This is a genomic window from Agromyces excoecariae, from assembly GCF_051715505.1.
Classification (GTDB): Bacteria; Actinomycetota; Actinomycetes; order Actinomycetales; family Microbacteriaceae; genus Agromyces.
Genome location: NZ_JBPSLA010000001.1, coordinates 655,984 through 675,297 on the forward strand (window position 1 = coordinate 655,984; position 19,314 = coordinate 675,297).

Here is a 19,314-nt window from a genome sequence, read left to right on the forward strand (position 1 = left end):
CGGGGCCCTAGGTCCTGCGGTCGGCCGGGGCGTGACGCGCGATGAACTCCGCGACGCGCGGCGCCAGCCCGGCCCCGATCTCGCCCGCCGGGCGCTTCGCGCCCTTCACCTCGAACGAGTGGTTCGCGTCGTCGATCCAGTCGAGGACGGCCGCGGGCGCGAGCCCGCCGACGAGCTCGTCGAGCTGGTCGTTCGGGATCGCGAACGGGTCGTTCCGCCCCTGCAGGAAGAGCATCGGCACACCGGCGAGCTCGGGGAAGTGCTCGTCGCGCGACTTCTCGGGTCGCCCCGGCGGGTGCAGCGGGTACCCCAGGAAGACCAGGCCTGCGGCATCCATGCCCTCGGCGACGGCCATCGACGCCATCCGGCCACCGAACGACTTGCCGGACGCCCACACGGGTTCGCCGTCGGACGCCTCGACGCGCGCTGCAGCCATGACGGCGCGCCAGGTGGCGATCGCGACCGGAGGACGGTCGGGGAAGCGCCGCCCCGCCGCGCGGTACGGGAAGTCGAAGCGCAGCGTCGCCACGCCGAGCCCGCCGATCGCCCGGCAGAAGCCGGTGAGGAACGGATGCTCCTTGCCCGCGCCGGCTCCGTGCGCGACGACGAGGGTCGCGGTCGCGTCATCCGGTCGCCGGAGCACCGCAGGCACCTCGCCGATGCCGTCGCCCACGTCGATCGACAGGACCCGTTCGTCGTCGTCCATGGATCCATGGTGCCCGAGCGCGCGAGTCGCCGCATGCGCCCGTCCGCCGATGCGCACGAACGCGGACGGGGCCGGGACGACTCGAAACGTCCCGGCCCCGCGTGTGCCGCGCCCCCGCGCAGCATCCGTGTCACCCCGACCCGGAGGTCCCCACCCGCCGGTCGTCGCGCGCGGAGCGCATGGCCCCGATCCGCGCGACGAGGGTGACCACGATGACGACGGCCGCCGCGATCGCGGCCGCGATGCCGGTCGGTGCCGACGCCGGCTCGTCCGTGAGGCGCCCGACCGCGACCCACGCCAGGCCCCAGGAGAGCGACAGCGCCGGCGCGATCCGTCCGCGACCCCACCAGGCGAGCGCGACGCCGACCGCGGCGGCCGCCGCGATCACGCCGATGGCCCACGCCTCGGCGGGAAGCCCCCATCCCTCGAAGCCGGCGGCCTGGAGCACCGCGGTCGCGTTCGCCGCCGTCGCGACGACGACCCAGCCGAGGTACAGCCCGATCGAGCCGTCGGTCACGACCGCGTCGACGACGCCGCTCGGCGGCATCCGTCGCAGTTGCACGAACAGCCACGCGAGCACGACCAGCAGGACGACGATGACCGGCAGGCTCGCCCACAGGAGGTCGAGCTGGACGACGCCGATCCACGCCGCGTTCAGCACGAGCGACGCCGCGACGGCGTAGCCGATCCGACGGTGTCGCGCGCTCGCGCGTTGCGCCGGCAGCGCCTGGAAGATCGCGTACGCGAGCATGCCGGTGTAGATCACGCTCCAGATGCCGAACGCCGGCCGTGCCGGCGCGATCAGCGTCGAGTCGGCGTCGAGCCATCCGCCCGCGGCCTCCTGGATCGGCGTCCCGCCGGCAGCACCCGACCCGATGAACGCGGCGCCGATGGCCAGGAGCGAGGTGACGAGGACGACGACCTGTCGCGTGGTGTCGGCGATGCCCCCGCGATCGGCCTCATGCGAGGTCGCTCCGATGCGAGAAGAGCTCCCGCTCTGCGTCGATGTCAACGGATGCCTCCCCTCGTCGTCGTGGACCGGAGCCGACCGGCTCGTGGCCTCCCGACCGGTCGACGATGCCGCCAGCGTACGAAGCCGACGGCAGCGCGGCGTCAACCGTTCGATTGAATCCGACGACCGGCGACCGGGTCCTGCCCGCTCGCTCGGCCGCCCGCGCGGGCCGCACGGGCGCCGCCCGAGGTCGTGCTCGGCCGCGCCGTGATGGTCGAGGCGAACAGGCGCCGGAGGCCGGCGATGCCGGCGCGGTTCCAGGCTTCGAGCTGACGGCGCGCGCCCGTGCCGTCGCGCAGCAGGCGCGCGAGGAGCTGGTGGACGAGCTCACGGTCGCCTGCGCGCTCCAGCGCCTCCGCGAGGTGGCGCTCGAGTCGGCGGACGAGTTCGGGTGCCGGCGCGATCCGGCCGGTCGCGGGGTCGAACGCGCCGTTCGAGAGGCCGGAATGCGCCGCGTGGAGCGTCGCCGCGCTCAGCAGCTCCGGCGGGACGTCGGGATCGGGGTCGTGGAGCGACCGCACCGGGCGGACGGCGGCGGGGTCGGCCCAGAACCGGTCGTGCTCGTCGATGGCTCGCACGACGAGGGCTCGGCAGAGGGCGGCGACGAGCAGCGTGTCGTCGGCCGTGAGCTGCGCGTCCGCCATCCGGAACTCGATCGTCGGCACTCGCTCGGAGAGCCGGACGTTCCACGCGATGAGCGCGAGGTCGCCGAGCCCGCCGAAGCCCAGCATCCCGTTCGTGCGCCGTTCGTAGTCGGCGGCGTCCGCGAACCGGGGTGGGCAGCCCGCCGTCGTCCACCGGCGCAGCTGCACCGTGCGCCAGCCCTCGTACCCGGTCACGTTGCCGCGCCAGAGCGGCGAGTTGCCGGTCATGGCGGTGAGCAGCGGCAGCCACGGCCGCACCGCGTTCAGCGCGGCGACGCCGTGCTCGCGGCTCGGGATGCCGACGTGCACGTGCAGGCCGCTCATCTGGTGGTCGGCGATGATGCCGGCCATCTCGCGCACGATCCGGTGGTAGCGCTCGGTGTCGGTGATCGACGGGAAGCGGTGCGCGTCGGGCGGCGCCCCGACGCTCGCGACGCAGACGGCGTGCCGGGCGGCATCGGCGTCCACCTCGCGCCGGAAGGCCAGCAACCGGTCACCGGCATCCGCGAGGTCGTCGAGCACCGGCGTCGCGAACTCGACCTGCGATGCGAGGAATTCGGGGTGGACGTCCTCGCCCCAGCGCGGGTCGGCGGCGAGCCGGCGGTGCACGTCGGCGGCGATGTCCGCTGGGAGCATCGTCCCGGGGTCGAGGAAGAAGAACTCCTCCTCGATGCCGAACGTCGTCATCGCCGCACACGCACGGGGCGCGCCCTCCGACGCGATTCCGGATGCCTCATGGCGGCAGCGTGCGCCCGTCCCGATGGGGTGTCAAGGGGCTATCCGAGGGGCCCCAACGTGTGCCATCCGGATGGTTCGGCCCGCATCCGCGTGCGCCTCAGTCGACCGCTGCACCGCTCGCCGACCTCGGCCCGGGTCAGTCGGACGCGGCGGCCTCGAAGACCTCGACCGGCTCGGCGAGCCCCTTCAGTTCGACGGGCCCGATCGAGCGGAACGCCAGCCCGGGATCGTCGTTCAGCTGCACCACCGCGCCGGTGACGAGGGTCTGCCCGGCGGTCGCCGCGCCGGAGATCCGAGAGGCGAGGTTGACCGCGCGGCCGAAGTAGTCGCCGTCCTGCATGACGACGGGGCCCGCCGCGATGCCCGCGTGCGCCGGGAGGCCGATCGTCGGCGCCGCCTCGACCATCTCGAGGGTGGCGCGCACCGCGCGACCGGCGTGCGGGAAGTGCACCATGATGCCGTCGCCGAGCCATTTCACCGGGGTGCCGGCGTGATCGGCGACGACGCGCTCGACCATCGTGCTCAGCTCCCTGGCGAGCCGTGCGCCGGTCGCGTCGCCCTCGGCGGCGGTGATCCCCGTGTAGCCCGCGAGGTCGATGAAGACGAAGGCCGGCGGATGCGCGGGCCCGACGGGCGCGCCCGACGCCTCGATCGCCCGCTCGATCCCCTCCACGATCCCCGCGGTCCAGCCTCGTTCCTGCTGACGGCGGTACAGCGTGAGCACCATCTGCTCCATGAGGGGCGTCAACTCCGAACCGAGGTTCGCCGCCTGCACGAGCGCTTCCCCGAAGTCCAGGCCCGATCGCATCAGCCCGCCGATGATGTACGTCTGGAACAGCTCGTTCTCGGCCTCGGTGACGCGTCGCAGGCCGTCGACGTAGACCCGGCCGATCCGGATCATCGCGTCGAGGTCCGTCAGGGCCGCGACCATCCCGATGAGCCGGTAGATCGACTCGTCGTCCTCGCGCGCGATGTCGTCGGGTTCCAGCCGCCGGTTGACCAAGGCCGCGCTCGTCTCGCGGATCACCTCGAACGGGATCCCGAGCCGATCGGCGAGCCGGCCGTACGTCTCGGTGCCGAGTTCCGCCCACGACCGGTACTGCGGCGCATCCATGAACGAGAGGGGCAGCCGACCCGCCGCGACCGCGGCGCCGATCGTCTCGGCATCGAGGCCGGCACGATCGCACGCCTCGAGGAGCCGGACGCGCTGCACGTCGCTGCGGTCGAAGGTGCCGTCGGCGGCGGGGGCGAGCACGCCGAACCGCAGCAGTTGCTCGATGGACTCGAGTCCGACGCCCGAGCGCTCGGCGAGTTCATCGCGGGTGTATCGAACGACCGGGCCGTCCACGTGGGCGAGCCTATGCCGTGGAGGGGGTCCACCGGCAGTGCCCCGTCGTGGGGCGGCCGAGGGCGTGCCCGCGTCACCAGCCTTCGGCGAGCACCCGGTCGAGCATCGCGACGAAGAAGTCCGCGCTCTCCCTCGTCACCACCAGCGGCGGCTTCACCTTCAGCACGTTCTGGTGGTCGCCCGTCGGCTGCATGATCACGCCGAGTTCGAGCAGGCGATCGCAGATCGCCGCGGTCTCCTCCGTCGCCGGTTCGAGGCTCGCGCGGTCGCGGACGAACTCCACGCCGAGGTACAGCCCGAGCCCGTGCACGACGCCGATGAGCGGATGCCGCTCCGCCAGTGCCTCGAGCCGGCCCTTCAGGTACGCGCCCGTCTCGGCGGCGTTCCGCTGGAGCCCCTCGTCGCGGAACGCGTCGAGCACGGTGAGCCCGGCGACGCTCGAGGCCGGACTGCCGCCGGTGGAGGAGAAGAAGTAGCCGCCCGCGCGGTAGCGCGAGGCGATCTCGCGCGTCGTGATGACCGCGCCGAGGGGGTAGCCGTTGCCCGCGGCCTTGGCGACCGCGATCACGTCGGGCACGACGCCCTGCTGCTCGAAGCCCCAGAACCATTCGCCGAGGCGCCCGTACCCGGCCTGCACCTCGTCGCTGATCGCGAGCCCGCCGACCTCGCGGACGGCCGCGTAGACGTCGGCGAGGTAGCCGTCGGGCAGCGGGATGCCTCCGGCGTTGCCGGCGAAGCTCTCCGAGATGAACGCAGCGGGCGCCCGACCGGATGCCGCGAGCTCGCGGATGCGCGCCGCCGCCTCGGGGCCGTACCGGCGAGCGTCCTCGCCGCGGTGGGCGCCGCGGAACGGGTTCGGCGCATCGACGGGGTGCACCCAGTCGGGTCGGGTCGCGAGCGCGTTGGGGTTGTCGGCGATCGAGGTGCTCACGGCGTCGGACGCGTAGGTCCAGCCGTGGTACGCCTCCAGCAGCGCGACGACGTCGCGTCGACCGGTCGCGGCCAGGGCGACGCGGATCGCGAGGTCGGTCGCCTCCGAACCGGAGTTCACGAGGAACACGGTGTCGAGCGGGTCGGGCGCGAGCGCGGCGAGGCGTTCGGAGAAGTCGACGACGGCGCCGTAGTTGAAGCGCGAGTTCGTGTTGAGCGTGCGGAGCTGCTTCGCGACGGCGGCGGCGAGCCCGGGGTGCCCGTGACCGAGCGGCGTCACGTTGTTGACCATGTCGAGGTAGACGCGCCCGTCGGTGCCGACGAGGTGCTCGCGCCATCCTCGCTCGATGCGCGGCGGGGCGTCGTAGTAGTGCTCCTGCACGCCGGCGAACGAGCGGTCGCGACGCGCGATCAGCTCGGCGGCGTCGTCGTCCTCGGTGGTCGAGCGGCCGCGGAGCGGCGTATCGAGACCGCCGTGCAGCCCGATCGCGTCCGCCGGGTCGGCGGTCAGCGCGAGCCATCCGGCGGCGTACGCGGGTCGCACGAGGTGCGGCACGTGCGGGGGTGCGTCGGGCGTTTCGAGCCGGATCCGGGCGCGCGTGCGCGCTGGCACGGTGCCGTCGAGGATCGTCATGCCGTCGGCGGCCTCGACCACGAGCCGGGTGCCGGCGTCGGTCGCGGACACGCGAGTGGCTGCGGCGAACCACACGTCGATGCCGGTCGGCACGGTCGCGGCGGAATCGGCTGCGTGCGTGCGGCTCGCCGTCAGCCGGGGCGTCGCGCGCTCGAGCCACGCGGCGGGCGCGCCGGCGTCGAGCGCCGCGAGGGCGAGGCGCTCCTCGAGGTGCTCGTCGAGCCAGGCGCCGGCGTCGACGTCGTCCGACGTGATCGAGACGTCGAGGCGGGCCGCATGCTGGAGGTCGATCGCGGGGTCGAGCGCGATGCGCGGCGGCGCGGCATCCGCCCCGTCATCGAGGTCGATGCCGAGCGCGACGGCGATCACGTGCGTCATGACGCTCGACGGCACCGAGACGGCCTGCTCGAAGATGCGCCACTCGCGCTCGACGCCCTCGGCGGCATACGCGTTCGCGCCGCCGTCGATCTGCACCTGCTGCTCACCGCTCACGACGAGCACGGCACCCCGGAGGACGACGAGGGGCCACAGCGCGCGGACCTCGGCGGCCGACAGCGCGCGCTGCGCGTGGAAGGCCCGCACCGCGGGCAGCACCGAGACGGGCTCGGCGCCCGCATGATGCAGCACCGACGAGATGGTGATCGCGAGTTCGGCGACCGCCCAGCTGCGCGTCACGTCGCCGAAGTCGATCATGCCGTCGGGCAGGCGGATGCCGCGCTCGGTCGTGCACACGACATTGTCGTCGGTGAGGTCGAGGTGCACCGCCTGCATCGCGAGGTCGGCGGCGACGGCCTGGACGTCGGCCCAGGCGCTCGCCGCGGCATCCGTCACCTGCGCCCGCTTCACGGCGTCGGGGTGGAGGTGCGCCAGCAGGTCGACCACGCGGTCCGCGTACCGGAGGTCCCACTGCAGCACGCGATCGAGGCCGGGATGCTCGAACCCCGCGAGGGCGAGGCTCGCATGCGCGGCGACCTCGCCCATGCGCGCGACGACCGCGGGGGAGAGGTACGCGGGCCCGTTGAGAGTGCCCCCCGGGAGGTAGTCGAGCAGCCGGATGGCGAGGGGCCCCTCGCTCGTCGAGGCGACGACCGACCTGGGTGCGCCGTCGTCGGCGCGGCTGGTGGTCGCGATGCGCAACTGCGGCGCGGCGTCGGCGATGCGCGACGCCGCGTGGTCCTGCGCGTCGAGCTCGTCGGCCGTGAACGCGGGGTTCGTGATCTTCACGACGCCGACGGGCGCAGCGGGCTCGCCGGGGGCTGCGGCCCGCGGGGTCCGTGCGAGGAAGTTCTGGTCCTGCTGACTGCCGAGCGGTTCGAGCTCGACGTCGAGTCCCCACTGCTCGCGCACTATCGTCGCGACCTCGTCGGCGGGCAAGGCGGGCGCCGGCAGCTCGCCGGCAGAGAAGAAGTCGAAGCCCCGGGCGTTCGCGGGCTGGCTCATGTTCGCCCCTTTCCGCCTCGAACATAGTCAGGGCGGATGCCTCCCGCCGAGCGCCGTCGTGTCGATCGCCGTGCCGTTCGTCCGCCGGGCGGGCGACGCGCGCATCACCTGCGACGGATGTCGGCGGTCGCTCGTACCGTGATGGCCATGACGAACCAGCCGCTTCCGACGCTCGAGCCCGACGTGCTCGACGAGCCCTGCCTGCGCTGCGGCTCCGCCGCGGTGCGGGTCATCGTGTACGGCCCGCTCGACCTCGAGGTCGAGGCCGACGCCTCGGCCGCCGGCCTCTCCGGCGAGGCGCCGATCTTCGACTGCCGCGACTGCGGCTTCGAGTGGGGCGAGGCGGTCCGCGACCTGCTCGCCTGAGCTGGTGGGTCGGCGTGCCGACCTAACGGTCGCCGGCGCTGCGGCGGTCGGCTCGCAGGGTGAGGAACGCGGCGCGAGCCACGAATGCCGACCATGCGAGCAGCCCGAGCAGCTTCGCGCCATCCTCGACGAGCACCGAGGCGCGGGTGGCCGGGTCGACGAGGACGTCGACGACAGCCGAGGTGCCGAGGCCGGCGAACATGGCCGCGAGCAGTGCCGGGTCGAACCGCTGCACGATGAGTTCCCGGAAGCGCGCGGCGAAGGCGACGAAGGCGACCGCGTAGGCCGCGGCGAGCACGAGGCCCGATCCCGGCCCGAAGGCGGCGGTCTCGTGCAGCAGCAGCAGGTCGTCCGAGGCGACGACGAGCGTCAGCGTCAGGCTCCAGGCGAGCAGGCGGCGGACGTCCTGGCGGCGCGGGCGGAGAGCGAGCGCCGCGCATGCGGCGCCCGCGGCGAGCAGCATCCCCACGATGCCCAGGTTCGAGACCAGCCCGTACGCCGGGCTGGCGGCTCCGCGTGCGGCCGCGACGACCTGGGCGTCCCGCACGAGGTCGGTCGGCACCATCCACGGCTGGGTCACCACCACCGCCATCGCGATGACCACGGCTGCGGCGATCGCCGCGAGGAGCCAGGGCGGTGTGCGATGGAACGCGTCGCGGATCGGTCGCGGCGCGCGGGTCTCGGTCGTCGTTGCGATGGTGTTCCTTCCTCGGGCCGCGATCGCGGCGCTCCGACCGTGCGAGCGTAGACGCGACCGGCCGGAGGGCACAGTGCTTGACATCCGGTCCTCGGCACGACATCGCGCGGGCGCGCGCCGTCAGGCGTAGATGCGACCGCCGAGGTACTTGAGACCGTGGTCGCAGGCGAGGGTCACGACGCGGTGACCGGCGCCGAGCTCGACGGCCAGGTCGATCGCGGCGCTCACGTTCAGGCCCGTCGAACCGCCGGCGAAGATGCCCTCGGTGCGGGCGAGCCTTCGGCAGGTCTCGAACGCGCGTTCCTGTCCGACGGTGCGGATGCCGTCGAGCAGCCCGCGATCGAGGAATGGGGGATCGGGGAACACCGCGATGCCCTCGACCGCGTGTCCGTGCGAGAGGCCCTCCGTCAACAGCGGCGCCTCGGCGGGCTCGAGGGCGACGACCCGCGGTTCGAGGCCCGAGCTGCGGAGGCCGCGCAGCGTGCCCATGAGCGCGCCGCCCGTGCCCACCCCGGTGCAGAACGCGTCGATGCCGTCGCCCAGCGTGGCGCCGATCTCCTCGCCCATCGAGGCGTACCCGGCGACCACGTCGGGCGAGCCGAACTGGTCGGCGTAATAGTGCCCGGGCTGCTCGGCGAGCGCATACGCTCGGTCGCGCATCCGGCCCACGAGTTCGGGCGTGATCCCGGCTCCGTGGCTCTCCTCGACGAGGACCTCGCCGCCGAACGCCTCGATCGCCTGCTGCTTGCTCACCGAGAACGCGTCGGAGAAGACCGCGGTGAAGCGCAGCCCGAGCACGGCCGCGACGAACGCGAGCGACGTTCCCGTGCTGCCGCCCGTGTACTCGACGACCATGTCGCCGGGGGAGACGTCGCCGCGCGCGACCGCGGCCTGCAGCACCGACGCCGCCATGCGGTCTTTGTAGGACCCGGTCGGATTCGCGCCCTCGATCTTCACCCAGACCTCTGCGGCCCCGTCTGGCACGAGCGACTCGAGCCGCACCATGGGCGTTCCGCCGATCCCGTCGAGCACCCCGCTGTCGTGCGCGTTCATGACGGCCTCCCGTGCGCAGGCTACGCCCCTGAGCGCCGCGCCGTGGGTTCCGGAGGCAGATCGTCCTCGAGGAGCTCCTCGCGGATGCGGCGGAGGTCTTCCATGAGCGAGCCGATGAGGATCCAGTGGTCCGACTTCGGCGGCGCGATCTGGAGCGGCGCCGTGAGGGCCGGAATCGCGGAGGTGAGCGGCTCGGGGTCGACCTCTGCCAGGTGCACCGCGAGCCGGATGTCGTGCGCGACGCGCTGCAGCTGCTCGGCGATCGCGCGCACGGTCGGCTCGGCGGCGAGGTCGTCGTCGTAGTGGTCGACGAAGGCCCGGGTCATCCCGACGACTTGGGTCACGATGGGACTGAGGCGTGCCAGCAGGCGTTGCTGCTCGACGATGCCGCCGCGATGAGCGGATCGCCTCGGGTTGAGGGCGAGCGATTCCTCGGCGTCCGCGATCGCGGTGGCCGCGGCATCCCGCATCGGCCGCATCAGCCGCACTTCGAGCAACAGCTCGGTCAGGTCGGCGGGGCGCTGCGGGGCGCGCAGCGCCCCGGCGAGTCGGTCGGTGGATGCCGCGAGCTCGCTCCCGAGCCGCGCGAGCTGCTCGCGGGCGGGGCCGACGAGCACGGGCGGCACGATGAGTGCGTTCACGACGATGCCGATCGCCGCTCCGATGAGCGTCTCGAGCACGCGGTCGAAGGCGTACTCGGGCGAGGTTCCGCCGAGGGCGAGCACGAGCATCGCGCTGATCGCGACCTGATTGGAGGTGCCGGCCGTCATCCGAAGCGTCCACGCCACGAGCAGGGCGATGAGGATGGCGGCGAGGATCACCCAGCTGGTCGGTCCGAACACGAGGCCGAGGAGCGAGGCGATCACGACGCCCGCGATCACGCCGACACTGCGCTCGAGCGCCTTGCCCAGCGATTGGTTGACGCTCGGCTGCACGACGAGGAGCGCGGCGATCGCGGCGAACACGGGCAGTGGACCGGGGATCAGCCATCCGGCGAGGAGCCACGCGGCGACCGTCGCCACCGCGGATTTCAGCAACTGCAGGATCGGCGCCCGCTTCGTGGCGCGGAACCGTTCGGACAACCGCATGCGACTCACGCTAGCGGCCGAAGGGATGACGCGCCCGGTGCACCGACGCGGGGCCCGCGACCGTGCGGTCGCGGGCCCCGTCTCCCCCGCTCAGCTCGCGGCGGCCGCCTCGGCACCGGCGGCGTCGCGCTTCGGCAGGCGCCATCCGGGCCGCACGAAGTGGCAGGTGTAGCCCCACGGGATGCGCTGCAGGTAGTCCTGGTGCTCGGGCTCGGCCTCCCAGAACTTGCCGGCCGGGGCGACCTCGGTCACGACCGGACCGGGCCAGATGCCCGAGGCGTCCACGTCGGCGATGGTGTCGATCGCGGTGTCGTACTGGGCGTCGCTCGTCGGGAAGATCGCCGATCGGTAGCTCGTGCCGACGTCGTTGCCCTGTCGGTTCTTCGTCGTCGGGTCGTGGACCTGGAAGAAGAACTCGAGCAGGTCGCGGTAGCTGAGCTTCGACGGGTCGAAGACGACCTCGAGCGCCTCGGCGTGGGAGCCGTGGTTGCGGTAGGTCGCGTTCTCGACGTCGCCGCCGCTGTAGCCGACGCGCGTGTCGATCACGCCCGGGAGCTTGCGGACGAGGTCCTCCATGCCCCAGAAGCAGCCGCCGGCGAGGACGGCGGTCTCGGCTCCGGGAACGGTGGTGATGGCGCCTGGGGTGGTCATGCGGTCTCCTCGGTGGTGGTCGTGGCGGATGCCGCGGCATCCGTCGTCTCGAACAGGTGGCGGTACTCGCCGTAGCCCTCGGCCTCGAGGTCGTCGAGGTGGACGAAGCGCAGTGCGGCGGAGTTGATGCAGTAGCGCAGGCCGCCGGCGTCCGTCGGCCCGTCGTCGAAGACGTGGCCGAGGTGGCTGTCGGCGCCCGCCGAGCGGACCTCGACGCGCTTCATGAAGAACGAGCGGTCGACGTGCTCGGTGACGGCCGCCCGGTCGATCGGGCGGGTGAAGCTCGGCCAGCCGGAGCGGCTGTCGTACTTGTGCACGCTCGCGAAGAGCGGCTGTCCCGAGACGACGTCGACGTAGAGGCCCGGCTCGTGGTTGTTCCAGTACTCGTTGCGGAACGCCGGCTCGGTGGCATCGTCCTGCGTGACCTTGCGCTGCAGCGGGGTGAGGCGGTCGAGCGCCTCGGGAGTCCTGCGGTAGTCGTGTGACACGGTTGCTCCTTCTCCGGCGGCTCCGGCTGGGCCGCCCCGGACGAGTGACACCGGCTAGGCCGGTTACGCCTGCGTCCATGAGGAAGAACCGCTGAGGGGCGGCCGATGTTCCGCAGGATGCGCCCGCGCGCTGTGTGTTTGCTGTGAGCGAGCGGTGCGACCGGGATCACCGCCCGTCGCCCGGTGGTGGGAGGATCGGCGCATGGCCGATCGACTCATGCTCCTCGACACCGCGTCGCTGTACTTCCGGGCGTTCTACGGCGTGCCCGACTCGCTGAAGCGCGCCGACGGCACCTCCGTCAACGCGGTGCGCGGACTGCTCGACATGATCGCGCGGCTGGTGGCCGAGTTCGAGCCGACCCACCTCGTCGCCTGTTGGGATGACGACTGGCGCCCGCACTGGCGCGTCGAGCTCATCCCGAGCTACAAGGCGCACCGCGTCGAACTGGTCGTGCCGGCCGGCCCCGACATCGAGGAGGTGCCCGACCCGCTCGAGGCGCAGCTCCCGATGATCCGAGAGACGCTGGGCCTCGCCGGCATCCCGATCGTCGGCGTGACCGCGCACGAGGCCGACGACGTCATCGGCACGCTCGCGACGCAGGCGACCATGCCGGTCGACGTCGTCTCGGGCGACCGCGACCTCTTCCAGCTCGTCGACGACGACCGCGAGGTGCGCGTGATCTACACCGCGCGGGGAATGAACCGCCTCGAGCTGGTGACGAACGAGTGGGTCGTCGCGAAGTACGGCATCGAGGCGTCGCAGTACGCCGACTTCGCGACGCTGCGCGGCGACTCGTCCGACGGGCTGCCCGGCGTCGCCGGGGTGGGCGAGAAGACCGCGGCCGGCCTGCTCGGCGACTTCGGCTCGCTCGACGCGATGCTCGCGGTGGCCTCGGGGGATCCGGATGCCGCGGCCGCCGCTCCCGCGACCATGTCGGCCTCGATGCGGGCGAAGCTCACCGGCGCGCACGACTACCTCGCCGTCGCGCCGACGGTCGTGAACGTGGTGCGCGACCTCGACCTGCCGTCGGCGGAGGAGCTCGGCGCGCGGCTCGCGCCGGTCACGGGCGCGCGTCGTGAGACCCTCGAGGACCTCGCAGAGGAGTGGAACCTCGGCGGGTCGGTCCCGCGACTGCTCGCATCGCTCGACCGCACGCCGGCGGCGTAGCGGAGGCCCTGACTCGAGGCGTCGCGGGCCGACGGTCGAGCGGGGTCGGGCGGTGGGGCGCGCGTCTCAGCAGCCGGGGCCGTCGGGGACGGCCCGCGCGTCTCAGCAGCCGGGGCCGTCGGGGACGGCCCTGCAGTCGCCGGTGACGAGCACGGTGTCGAACTCGCCCACCAGCACGCTCAGCGGCGGTGCGGGGAGGCTCAGCGTCCCGTCGATCCAGCGCCAGGCCGACCCGTCGAAGCGGTACTCGGCGACGTAGACGACGATCGGCTCGACCGTGTAGCGACCGGACGCGGCGTAGGCATGGCTCGTCGGGGTGGCGGTGAACTCGGCGAGACCGAGCTCGCCCCACGTGGCGCCGGGATCCGCAGCCTGCACGAGCGCCCCGTCGGAGTGCGCCCACCGGTAGGCGACGGGGTGGAAGCGCACCTCGGCAGGGCGGCCCAGCAGCGTGCCCGAGCGCGTCTCGACGGATGCCTCGCCGATGAAGTTCGCCGGAAGGCCGACGACGGCCCAGCCCGCGGGCTGCATGCCGCCCGACGGCACGGTCGGCCGGAACGAGGCGATGTCGCGGAGCGTCACGGTCGGCTCGCCTGGCGCGGGCGGTTCGGGCTCGGCGCCCTCGAAGGCGCACACCGTGGGGTTCTCGGGGTTGCAGACGTCGCGCGGAGGTTCGGCGGGGCGGGCGGGTTCGGCGCTACTGATGAGGTCGGGGTCGGGGCTGTAGCCGTCGGCGGTGGAGGTGTCGGTGGTCTTGCTGGATTCGGCGACCGACGAGTAGTCCCCGCGAAGCTCGACGGCGTCCAATGTCGAGTAGCCGCTTACTTGGCAGAGTTGCGCCAACTGCATCGAAACTGTGCATGGCGAAGTCCCGGAGGCCATCGGGAAAGCAGAAGTCGCGAGCGCTGTGCTCAACAGAAGTTGTCGCCAGACCACACTTCATTCCCGTCAATTAAGAGGGCGTCGCCGTGGCTCGCAACCGCATTGATTACGAGCGCAACGCGTGTCTCTCGATCTGCGGGCGTCACATCCTCGTCGGAACCGTTGAAGAGCCTTACCGCGGAAACGTCTTGGCAGGCATAGAAAGTGACGCGGTTCGATGAAGACGTTGCCAGCTTGGGTGAGTCGACCGTGGAACTACCCTCGGTTCGCAGTCCAGCGTCTCGAAAAGCTGCGAAGTCATCCTCGCTGAAGTCCGCGAATTCAGGTGTGGCGACTTCGCGAATTCGGGTCGAATCAACGCCGAGGTCTGAGGTGATGCTGTCGCTGACGGCCAGGTAGGCCTCGTACGCCTCGACCGCCGCCGCGAGCGCCTCCTCGTCGCTCGCGAAGAGCGGAACCTCCGCGGCATCCGTCGCCGGTTGGCTCGGAGTCGCCGACGGCGTCGGCGCGGCGCACGCGGCGAGGCCCAGCACCGCGCCGGTGAGGGCGAGCGCGACAAGACGGGGGAGGGCTCGTGGCATGCGGTCCAAGGTAGGGGGATCCCGCGGAGCGGGTCGCACCTCATCCACAGGCGGGTGCGCAGAATGGGAGGCGGCGGCATCCGTCGACGGAGGAGGACCGGGATGAGCGGCGCGGACGGCATCAGCGACGGCGACCTGGCGCGGCTGCGGCGGTGCGTCGAGCTCGCGCGGGCGGCGCGCGAGCACGGCGATCATCCGTTCGGGTCCATCGTCGTGGCTGACGACGGGCGCGTCGTCGAGGGCATGAACACCGTGGTGACGCGGCGCGATCCGACCGGGCATGCCGAGACGAACGTGGTGCGCGCAGCGGCCGAGGTCCTCGACGCGGACGAGCTCGCGAACGCCACGCTCTACACGAGCACCGAGCCCTGCGCGATGTGCTCGGGTGCCATCTACTGGAGCGGCATCCCGCGTGTCGTGTTCGCGCTGTCCGAGGCCGGGCTGCGCGAGATCGTCGCCGAGCAGGAGGGCGTGCCCACGCTGAGCCTGCCCTCACGCGAGGTGTTCGCGCGGGGCGGGCGCCCCGTGACCGTCGACGGCCCGGCCGACCTGCCCGAGGCCGCCGCCGTCCACGACGGCTTCTGGGTCTGACCGTCCCGCGACGCGCTCGCCCCCGTCGACGCGCTCAGCCGCGCCATCCGCTCAGCCGAGCCGGCCGACGACCACCCACGCCCGCGCCCGCAGCATGATCGAGCCGTCCGGGCGGCACCCCCAGGCGGTGGCTTCGCGCATCCCGTCGTGCACCGCGGTGCGCGTGGCATCCGTCGTCGACTGCAGGTAGGTCGGCGCGGGGCCCTGCCCGCCGAGGAAGGGCTGCCACAGGTCGTCGAAGTCGGCGAAGACCATCGGGATCTCGATCGACTTCACGCGGACGGATTCGAGGTCCATGCCGGGCGCACCCGACCAGAGCTGTCGAAGGGGCTCCGGTCGGCAGAGCGGGAATCGCCGGGCCTCGTCGAACTCCACGGACCCTGCATCGACGTCGGCGGCGACGTCCCAGAACGTGCGGAGCATCTGCATGCCCTCGGCGTAGTCCCAGACGTAGGCGGCGACCAGCGCGCCCGGTGCGGCGACGCGCGCGAACTCGGCGACGGCGGCCTCGGCATCCGGCACGAAGTTCAGCACGAGCCCGGAGACGACCGCATCGACCGAGCCGTCGGGCACCGGAAGGTGCTGGGCGTCTCCGACGGCGAAACGCGCCTCGGGATGCTCCGCGATCTCCGGCCTCGCTCGGGCCAACGTGAGGAACCCCTCCGAGGGGTCGACCCCGATGATCGAGGCCGGCGCCCACCGTTCGATGACGGCGCTCGTGAGCGCCCCCGTGCCGCAGCCGACATCGAGCCAGCGGATGCCGGGTTCCGCATCGAGCACGTCGACGAACTTCGCGGCGACGAGCCGACTCCATCGGCCGACGTACCGTTCGTACGGCTCGCCGTCCTGCCAGACGTCGGCACCTGCCATGACTCGTTTCTACGCCCGTCGGGCGCTCGCGGCAATGGTCGCAGGGTCCGGGCGAGCCCTGTGCCGCCGGGTGCGGCCCCCGGGCTACGCTCGCCGGATGGACCCGAACCCCCGCGCACGCCGGCGCCGAGGAGTCGCCAGGCCGATGCTCGCGGCCACGGGCGTCGTCGCGGTGGTCGCGACGTTCGCGGCCTGTGCACCCGGCGCGCCCGTCGCGCCCGCCACGACCGAACCCCCGGCGGCGACCACCTCGTCTCCGTCGCCGACCGAGAGCGCGATGCCGCCGGCATCCGACGAGCCGATCGCGGCCGACGCCGACCATCCGCTCTCGAACCTCGACGCCTACGCCCTGTGCCGCGCGCGGACCTACGCGTACTACCCGGGCGACTTCGCGTTGCTCGAGTACGCGCCGTTCGCCGACGCGACCGTGCTGCTCCGCGACGACGGACTCTGGTTCGTCTACATCGAGGTCGACGACGGCAATCGCACGCCCGACCTCGTCGACTCGAGTGCGAGCAACTGCATCGTCGGCGGCACGCTCGCCGAGCCGCAGTGGGAGCTCTTCGGCGTCGTGGCCCGCGGACCGGACGTCATCGACGACTACAACGCGCCGCTCGCGACGCCCTGACGGGTCCGGCCGGCGTGGTCGCCCCAACCACGGCGGATGCGTCGGCTCAGGTGGGTACGCCCGGGGCCTGCTCCGTCGTGCCGAACCAGTACGACGGCGCGGGCAGCTGCACTCCGCCGCTCGCCGCGACGATCACGATGAACGCGTAGATCGCGACGCCGATCGCGAGCGCACCGAGCACGGTCGCGAGCGGCACCGCCCACGAGACGCGCACGCCGGCACGGCGGTACCGTGACGGCGCCATCCAGGCCACCCACATCGCGGCCGCCCCGAACCCGGCGATCCACACGGTGCGCAGCGCCTCCCCCTCGAGCGGGGCGAACAGGGCGATGCCGAGCGCGCCCGCGCCGAGCAGGACCGCGCTCCACGCGAAGAGTCGGCCCATGCCGATGCCGCCGACGTCGTACTGATCGCCGAACCACGGTGTCGGGGGCTGCCCGGCGGGGCCGTCGATCGGGCCCTCGATCGGGCGGTCGTCCGAGCCGTGGCCCGGGCCGTCGCGGCGCTCGCGGTCGTCGGGATCGTGCGCGGGTTCGGTCATGCGTCGATCGTACGGGCGCCGGATACCGGGTCGGTCGGGCGGTCGGAATGCGGTGGCGCGATCGATTCGCGTTCGATCAGCCGCTGGGGGAGCACCACCCTCTCGCGGGGGGATCCGTCACCGGCGATCCGCCGGATCAGCAGTCGGGCCGCCTCGGCGCCGATCTCGTGGATCGGCTGCGCCATGACCGTGATCGCGGGGGCGGACAGGCTCGTCCAGTCGGCATCGTCGAACGCGACGAGCGAGACGCCCGACGGGACGGGCACGCCGAGATCGCGGAGCGTGCGGAATGCCGCCTGCGCGATGAGGCTGTCGGACGCGACGATCGCGGTGATGCCCTCGTCGACGAGGCTCCGGACGATCGCGTCGACGCCGTCGCGGCGGGCGTTGAGGCGCACGAAGCGGGCGGGTTCCGTGATGCCGGCGGCGGCGAGCGCCGCCACGAACCCGGTGACGCGGTCGCCGACAGAACTCGATCCGAGGCGGTCGCCCATCCGGTAGTCGCCGTCGTGGACGATCGTCGAGACGAACGCGATCTCCCGGTGCCCGGCTGCGAGCAGCAGCTCGGTGAGCCGGCGCGCACCGGAGAGGTTGTCGGCCACGACCGTGTCGAGGTCGAGCCCGTCGGCGACGCGGTCGAAGAGCACCATCGGTCGTGCGCTGTCGACCGCGGCACGGAGGCTCCCGGGGTCGGTGGTCGAGGCGGGTGCGACGAGGATCCCGTCGACGCGCTTGGCCAGGAGGACCGAGATCGCGTTCTCCTCGGCCTCGGAGTGCTCGTCGGAGTTCAACAGGATCAGGTCGTAGCCGGCGGCCTTCGCGACATCCGCCGCCCCGCGCGTCGCCTGCGCGAAGAACGGGTTCTCGATGTCGCCGACGATGATGCCTATGGAGTTCGAGCGCCCGGTGGTCATGGTCTTCGCGAGGGCGTTCGGTCGATAGCCGAGTTCCTCGGCGGCCGCCTGTACGCGGTCCCGCACGGCCTCGCTCGCCGCACCGTAGCCGCCGAGCACCCGGGCGGCGGTCGCCTTCGACACCTTGGCCGCTGCAGCGACGTCGCTCACGGTCACCTCACGGCGGCCGTTCACGTGGTCTGCCGGCATACGAGATCTCCTCAGAAAAAGTTGTTGACGGATCTCTCGGCGGCCGGTTAGTGTTCCGGAAACGCGTTGAGACCGGTCTCAATCTACGGGACTGAGACCGGTCTCAGCAAGAGTCGGAGGGAACCCTCTCCGGATCGGCGTCCACCGGGAGCACCATCCCGGGCGAGCAACCGCACCACCACCAGCACCATCTCGAAACGAACCGCACATTCCCCCGACAGGAACAGGAAGCAGCATCGTGATCCAGCGCACCACCCTCCGGCGCACGGCCGTCGCCGTCGCCGCGGCGGCCACCGCCCTCGTCCTCTCCGCCTGCGCCAGCGGCGCGGCGGGCACCTCCTCGTCCGACGACGCGGCCGACAACCCCTACGGCCTGATCACCCCCGGCCAGATCCGCGTGGCGAGCCTCGGCGACGCCAAGCCGTACACGTTCACCGACGAGAACGGCGAGTTCACCGGCTTCGACGTCGAGTTCTTCACGGATGTCGCGGGCCGCATCGGCATCGACGACGTCGTGTTCACCGGCCAGGACTTCTCGGCGATCCTCCCCGCCGTCGCGAACGGCCAGTTCGACGCGGGTGTCGCCGCCATCGGCATCACCGATGAGCGCAAGGAGACCGTCGACTTCTCCGACGGCTACCTGGCGGGCTACCTCACCGTGATGGCGAGCCCGGACGCCGGCATCGAGGACGAGGCCGGACTCGCCGGCAAGCGCCTCGGCGTCGTGCAGGGAACCCTCCAGGAGGCCTACGCGGTGAAGAACTTCACCGACACCGAACTCGTCCGCTTCCCTGACAACAACGCCGCCATCTCGGCAGTGAACAGCGGATCGATCGACGCCCACTTCCTCGACTACGAGGCGGCCAAGGAGTACGCCGAGCAGTACGGGCTCGTCAACGCGATCGACATCCCGTCGTTCGACGCACCCGCGGGCTTCGCGATCGCGAAGGGCAACACCGCATTCCAGGAGGCACTCAACGAGGCCCTGCACGCGGCCATGGAGGACGGCACCTGGAAGGAGCTCTACGAGAAGTGGTTCCCGGGCTCGCCGATGCCCGACCAGTACCTGCCGTCGGACGAGCAGGGCGAGTAACCCGCTCCCAGCCCGGTGCGGGCCGCACCACAGCATCCGCGGCCCGCACCGGACCCATCCCC

At 72.4% G+C, this 19,314-nt stretch carries 20 protein-coding genes; 5 read left to right on the forward strand and 15 right to left on the reverse strand.

Annotated features, from left to right (window positions below):
- Positions 1-7 precede the first annotated feature (7 nt).
- The 5 genes from ACSJD1_RS03045 to ACSJD1_RS03065 all read right to left on the reverse strand — a co-directional run bounded on the left by ACSJD1_RS03045 (position 8) and on the right by ACSJD1_RS03065 (position 7,452).
- Positions 8-706 carry an alpha/beta hydrolase family protein gene (locus tag ACSJD1_RS03045; protein WP_438853835.1) on the reverse strand — a complete coding sequence of 233 codons (699 nt, stop codon included), beginning with the start codon at positions 704-706 and terminating at the stop codon, positions 8-10.
- A gap of 130 nt (positions 707-836) precedes the next feature.
- Positions 837-1,718 (reverse strand): tryptophan-rich sensory protein, encoded by an 882-nt coding sequence (locus ACSJD1_RS03050; RefSeq protein ID WP_438853836.1) that lies wholly within the window; start codon positions 1,716-1,718, stop codon positions 837-839.
- A 101-nt stretch (positions 1,719-1,819) separates the two neighbouring features.
- A complete protein-coding gene (locus tag ACSJD1_RS03055; RefSeq protein WP_438853837.1) occupies positions 1,820-3,049 on the reverse strand; it encodes a carboxylate-amine ligase in 1,230 nt (409 codons plus the stop codon).
- Between the two features lie 187 nt (positions 3,050-3,236).
- Positions 3,237-4,448, reverse strand: coding sequence for an adenylate/guanylate cyclase domain-containing protein (locus ACSJD1_RS03060; protein ID WP_438853838.1), 1,212 nt, complete (start codon positions 4,446-4,448; stop codon positions 3,237-3,239).
- Positions 4,449-4,521: 73 nt separating this feature from the next.
- Positions 4,522-7,452 carry an aminotransferase class III-fold pyridoxal phosphate-dependent enzyme gene (locus ACSJD1_RS03065; RefSeq protein WP_438853839.1) on the reverse strand — a complete coding sequence of 977 codons (2,931 nt, stop codon included), beginning with the start codon at positions 7,450-7,452 and terminating at the stop codon, positions 4,522-4,524.
- Between the two features lie 147 nt (positions 7,453-7,599).
- Here ACSJD1_RS03065 and ACSJD1_RS03070 point away from each other — a divergent pair, with 147 nt between their 5' ends.
- Entirely contained in the window at positions 7,600-7,818 is a 219-nt protein-coding gene (locus ACSJD1_RS03070) for a hypothetical protein (protein WP_438853840.1), read from the forward strand.
- Between the two features lie 22 nt (positions 7,819-7,840).
- Here the strand turns inward: ACSJD1_RS03070 and ACSJD1_RS03075 are convergent, their stop codons facing one another.
- The 5 genes from ACSJD1_RS03075 to msrB form a co-directional block, all read right to left on the reverse strand.
- Entirely contained in the window at positions 7,841-8,599 is a 759-nt protein-coding gene (locus tag ACSJD1_RS03075; RefSeq protein ID WP_438853841.1) for a hypothetical protein, read from the reverse strand.
- Between the two features lie 36 nt (positions 8,600-8,635).
- Positions 8,636-9,568, reverse strand: coding sequence for a PLP-dependent cysteine synthase family protein (locus tag ACSJD1_RS03080; RefSeq protein WP_438853842.1), 933 nt, complete (start codon positions 9,566-9,568; stop codon positions 8,636-8,638).
- Positions 9,569-9,588: 20 nt separating this feature from the next.
- Positions 9,589-10,656 carry an FUSC family protein gene (locus tag ACSJD1_RS03085; protein WP_438853843.1) on the reverse strand — a complete coding sequence of 356 codons (1,068 nt, stop codon included), beginning with the start codon at positions 10,654-10,656 and terminating at the stop codon, positions 9,589-9,591.
- A 90-nt stretch (positions 10,657-10,746) separates the two neighbouring features.
- The gene (gene msrA, locus ACSJD1_RS03090) at positions 10,747-11,307 is read right to left on the reverse strand and encodes a peptide-methionine (S)-S-oxide reductase MsrA (RefSeq protein WP_438853844.1); all 561 of its coding nucleotides are present in this window, start codon (positions 11,305-11,307) and stop codon (positions 10,747-10,749) included.
- Positions 11,304-11,795: a peptide-methionine (R)-S-oxide reductase MsrB gene (gene msrB, locus ACSJD1_RS03095; RefSeq protein WP_438853845.1), complete on the reverse strand. Its 492-nt coding sequence runs from the start codon at positions 11,793-11,795 to the stop codon at positions 11,304-11,306. The genes msrA and msrB overlap by 4 nt, the downstream gene beginning before the upstream one ends.
- A 202-nt stretch (positions 11,796-11,997) precedes the next feature.
- Here msrB and ACSJD1_RS03100 point away from each other — a divergent pair, with 202 nt between their 5' ends.
- Positions 11,998-12,963 (forward strand): 5'-3' exonuclease, encoded by a 966-nt coding sequence (locus ACSJD1_RS03100; RefSeq protein ID WP_438853846.1) that lies wholly within the window; start codon positions 11,998-12,000, stop codon positions 12,961-12,963.
- A 102-nt stretch (positions 12,964-13,065) separates the two neighbouring features.
- Here ACSJD1_RS03100 and ACSJD1_RS03105 read toward each other — a convergent pair whose 3' ends face one another.
- Positions 13,066-13,812: a hypothetical protein gene (locus tag ACSJD1_RS03105; RefSeq protein WP_438853847.1), complete on the reverse strand. Its 747-nt coding sequence runs from the start codon at positions 13,810-13,812 to the stop codon at positions 13,066-13,068.
- Between the two features lie 62 nt (positions 13,813-13,874).
- On the reverse strand, positions 13,875-14,426 hold the full coding sequence (locus ACSJD1_RS03110) for a hypothetical protein (protein ID WP_438853848.1): 552 nt from the start codon (positions 14,424-14,426) through the stop codon (positions 13,875-13,877).
- Between the two features lie 102 nt (positions 14,427-14,528).
- On the opposite strand from ACSJD1_RS03110, the gene ACSJD1_RS03115 reads away from it, so the two are divergent.
- Entirely contained in the window at positions 14,529-15,017 is a 489-nt protein-coding gene (locus ACSJD1_RS03115) for a nucleoside deaminase (protein ID WP_438853849.1), read from the forward strand.
- A gap of 51 nt (positions 15,018-15,068) precedes the next feature.
- On the opposite strand, the gene ACSJD1_RS03120 is transcribed toward ACSJD1_RS03115, so the two are convergent.
- Positions 15,069-15,887: a class I SAM-dependent methyltransferase gene (locus ACSJD1_RS03120; RefSeq protein ID WP_438853850.1), complete on the reverse strand. Its 819-nt coding sequence runs from the start codon at positions 15,885-15,887 to the stop codon at positions 15,069-15,071.
- A 97-nt stretch (positions 15,888-15,984) separates the two neighbouring features.
- On the opposite strand from ACSJD1_RS03120, the gene ACSJD1_RS03125 reads away from it, so the two are divergent.
- Positions 15,985-16,515, forward strand: a complete 531-nt coding sequence (locus tag ACSJD1_RS03125) for a hypothetical protein (RefSeq protein WP_438853851.1) — start codon at positions 15,985-15,987, stop codon at positions 16,513-16,515.
- A gap of 46 nt (positions 16,516-16,561) precedes the next feature.
- On the opposite strand, the gene ACSJD1_RS03130 is transcribed toward ACSJD1_RS03125, so the two are convergent.
- Together ACSJD1_RS03130 and ACSJD1_RS03135 are read right to left on the reverse strand one after the other, a co-directional pair.
- Entirely contained in the window at positions 16,562-17,056 is a 495-nt protein-coding gene (locus tag ACSJD1_RS03130; RefSeq protein ID WP_438853852.1) for a hypothetical protein, read from the reverse strand.
- Complete coding sequence (locus ACSJD1_RS03135; RefSeq protein ID WP_438853853.1) at positions 17,053-18,159, reverse strand: LacI family DNA-binding transcriptional regulator; 1,107 nt, start codon at positions 18,157-18,159, stop codon at positions 17,053-17,055. The genes ACSJD1_RS03130 and ACSJD1_RS03135 overlap by 4 nt, the downstream gene beginning before the upstream one ends.
- Before the next feature lie 241 nt (positions 18,160-18,400).
- Between ACSJD1_RS03135 and ACSJD1_RS03140 the strand changes: the two genes are divergently transcribed.
- A complete protein-coding gene (locus ACSJD1_RS03140; RefSeq protein WP_438854115.1) occupies positions 18,401-19,252 on the forward strand; it encodes an ABC transporter substrate-binding protein in 852 nt (283 codons plus the stop codon).
- The last annotated feature ends 62 nt before the right edge of the window (positions 19,253-19,314 follow it).

What these genes read in the sequence shown, in the direction of transcription:
- ACSJD1_RS03045 (WP_438853835.1), bottom strand. Translation starts at nt 706, where the DNA reads ATGGACGACGACGAACGGGTCCTGTCGATCGACGTGGGCGACGGCATC.
- ACSJD1_RS03055 (WP_438853837.1), bottom strand. Translation starts at nt 3,049, where the DNA reads ATGACGACGTTCGGCATCGAGGAGGAGTTCTTCTTCCTCGACCCCGGG.
- ACSJD1_RS03065 (WP_438853839.1), bottom strand. Translation starts at nt 7,452, where the DNA reads ATGAGCCAGCCCGCGAACGCCCGGGGCTTCGACTTCTTCTCTGCCGGC.
- ACSJD1_RS03070 (WP_438853840.1), top strand. Translation starts at nt 7,600, where the DNA reads ATGACGAACCAGCCGCTTCCGACGCTCGAGCCCGACGTGCTCGACGAG.
- ACSJD1_RS03075 (WP_438853841.1), bottom strand. Translation starts at nt 8,599, where the DNA reads ATGTCAAGCACTGTGCCCTCCGGCCGGTCGCGTCTACGCTCGCACGGT.
- ACSJD1_RS03080 (WP_438853842.1), bottom strand. Translation starts at nt 9,568, where the DNA reads ATGAACGCGCACGACAGCGGGGTGCTCGACGGGATCGGCGGAACGCCC.
- ACSJD1_RS03085 (WP_438853843.1), bottom strand. Translation starts at nt 10,656, where the DNA reads ATGCGGTTGTCCGAACGGTTCCGCGCCACGAAGCGGGCGCCGATCCTG.
- msrA (WP_438853844.1), bottom strand. Translation starts at nt 11,307, where the DNA reads ATGACCACCCCAGGCGCCATCACCACCGTTCCCGGAGCCGAGACCGCC.
- ACSJD1_RS03100 (WP_438853846.1), top strand. Translation starts at nt 11,998, where the DNA reads ATGGCCGATCGACTCATGCTCCTCGACACCGCGTCGCTGTACTTCCGG.
- ACSJD1_RS03105 (WP_438853847.1), bottom strand. Translation starts at nt 13,812, where the DNA reads ATGCAGTTGGCGCAACTCTGCCAAGTAAGCGGCTACTCGACATTGGAC.
- ACSJD1_RS03110 (WP_438853848.1), bottom strand. Translation starts at nt 14,426, where the DNA reads ATGCCACGAGCCCTCCCCCGTCTTGTCGCGCTCGCCCTCACCGGCGCG.
- ACSJD1_RS03115 (WP_438853849.1), top strand. Translation starts at nt 14,529, where the DNA reads ATGAGCGGCGCGGACGGCATCAGCGACGGCGACCTGGCGCGGCTGCGG.
- ACSJD1_RS03120 (WP_438853850.1), bottom strand. Translation starts at nt 15,887, where the DNA reads ATGGCAGGTGCCGACGTCTGGCAGGACGGCGAGCCGTACGAACGGTAC.
- ACSJD1_RS03125 (WP_438853851.1), top strand. Translation starts at nt 15,985, where the DNA reads ATGGACCCGAACCCCCGCGCACGCCGGCGCCGAGGAGTCGCCAGGCCG.
- ACSJD1_RS03130 (WP_438853852.1), bottom strand. Translation starts at nt 17,056, where the DNA reads ATGACCGAACCCGCGCACGATCCCGACGACCGCGAGCGCCGCGACGGC.
- ACSJD1_RS03135 (WP_438853853.1), bottom strand. Translation starts at nt 18,159, where the DNA reads ATGCCGGCAGACCACGTGAACGGCCGCCGTGAGGTGACCGTGAGCGAC.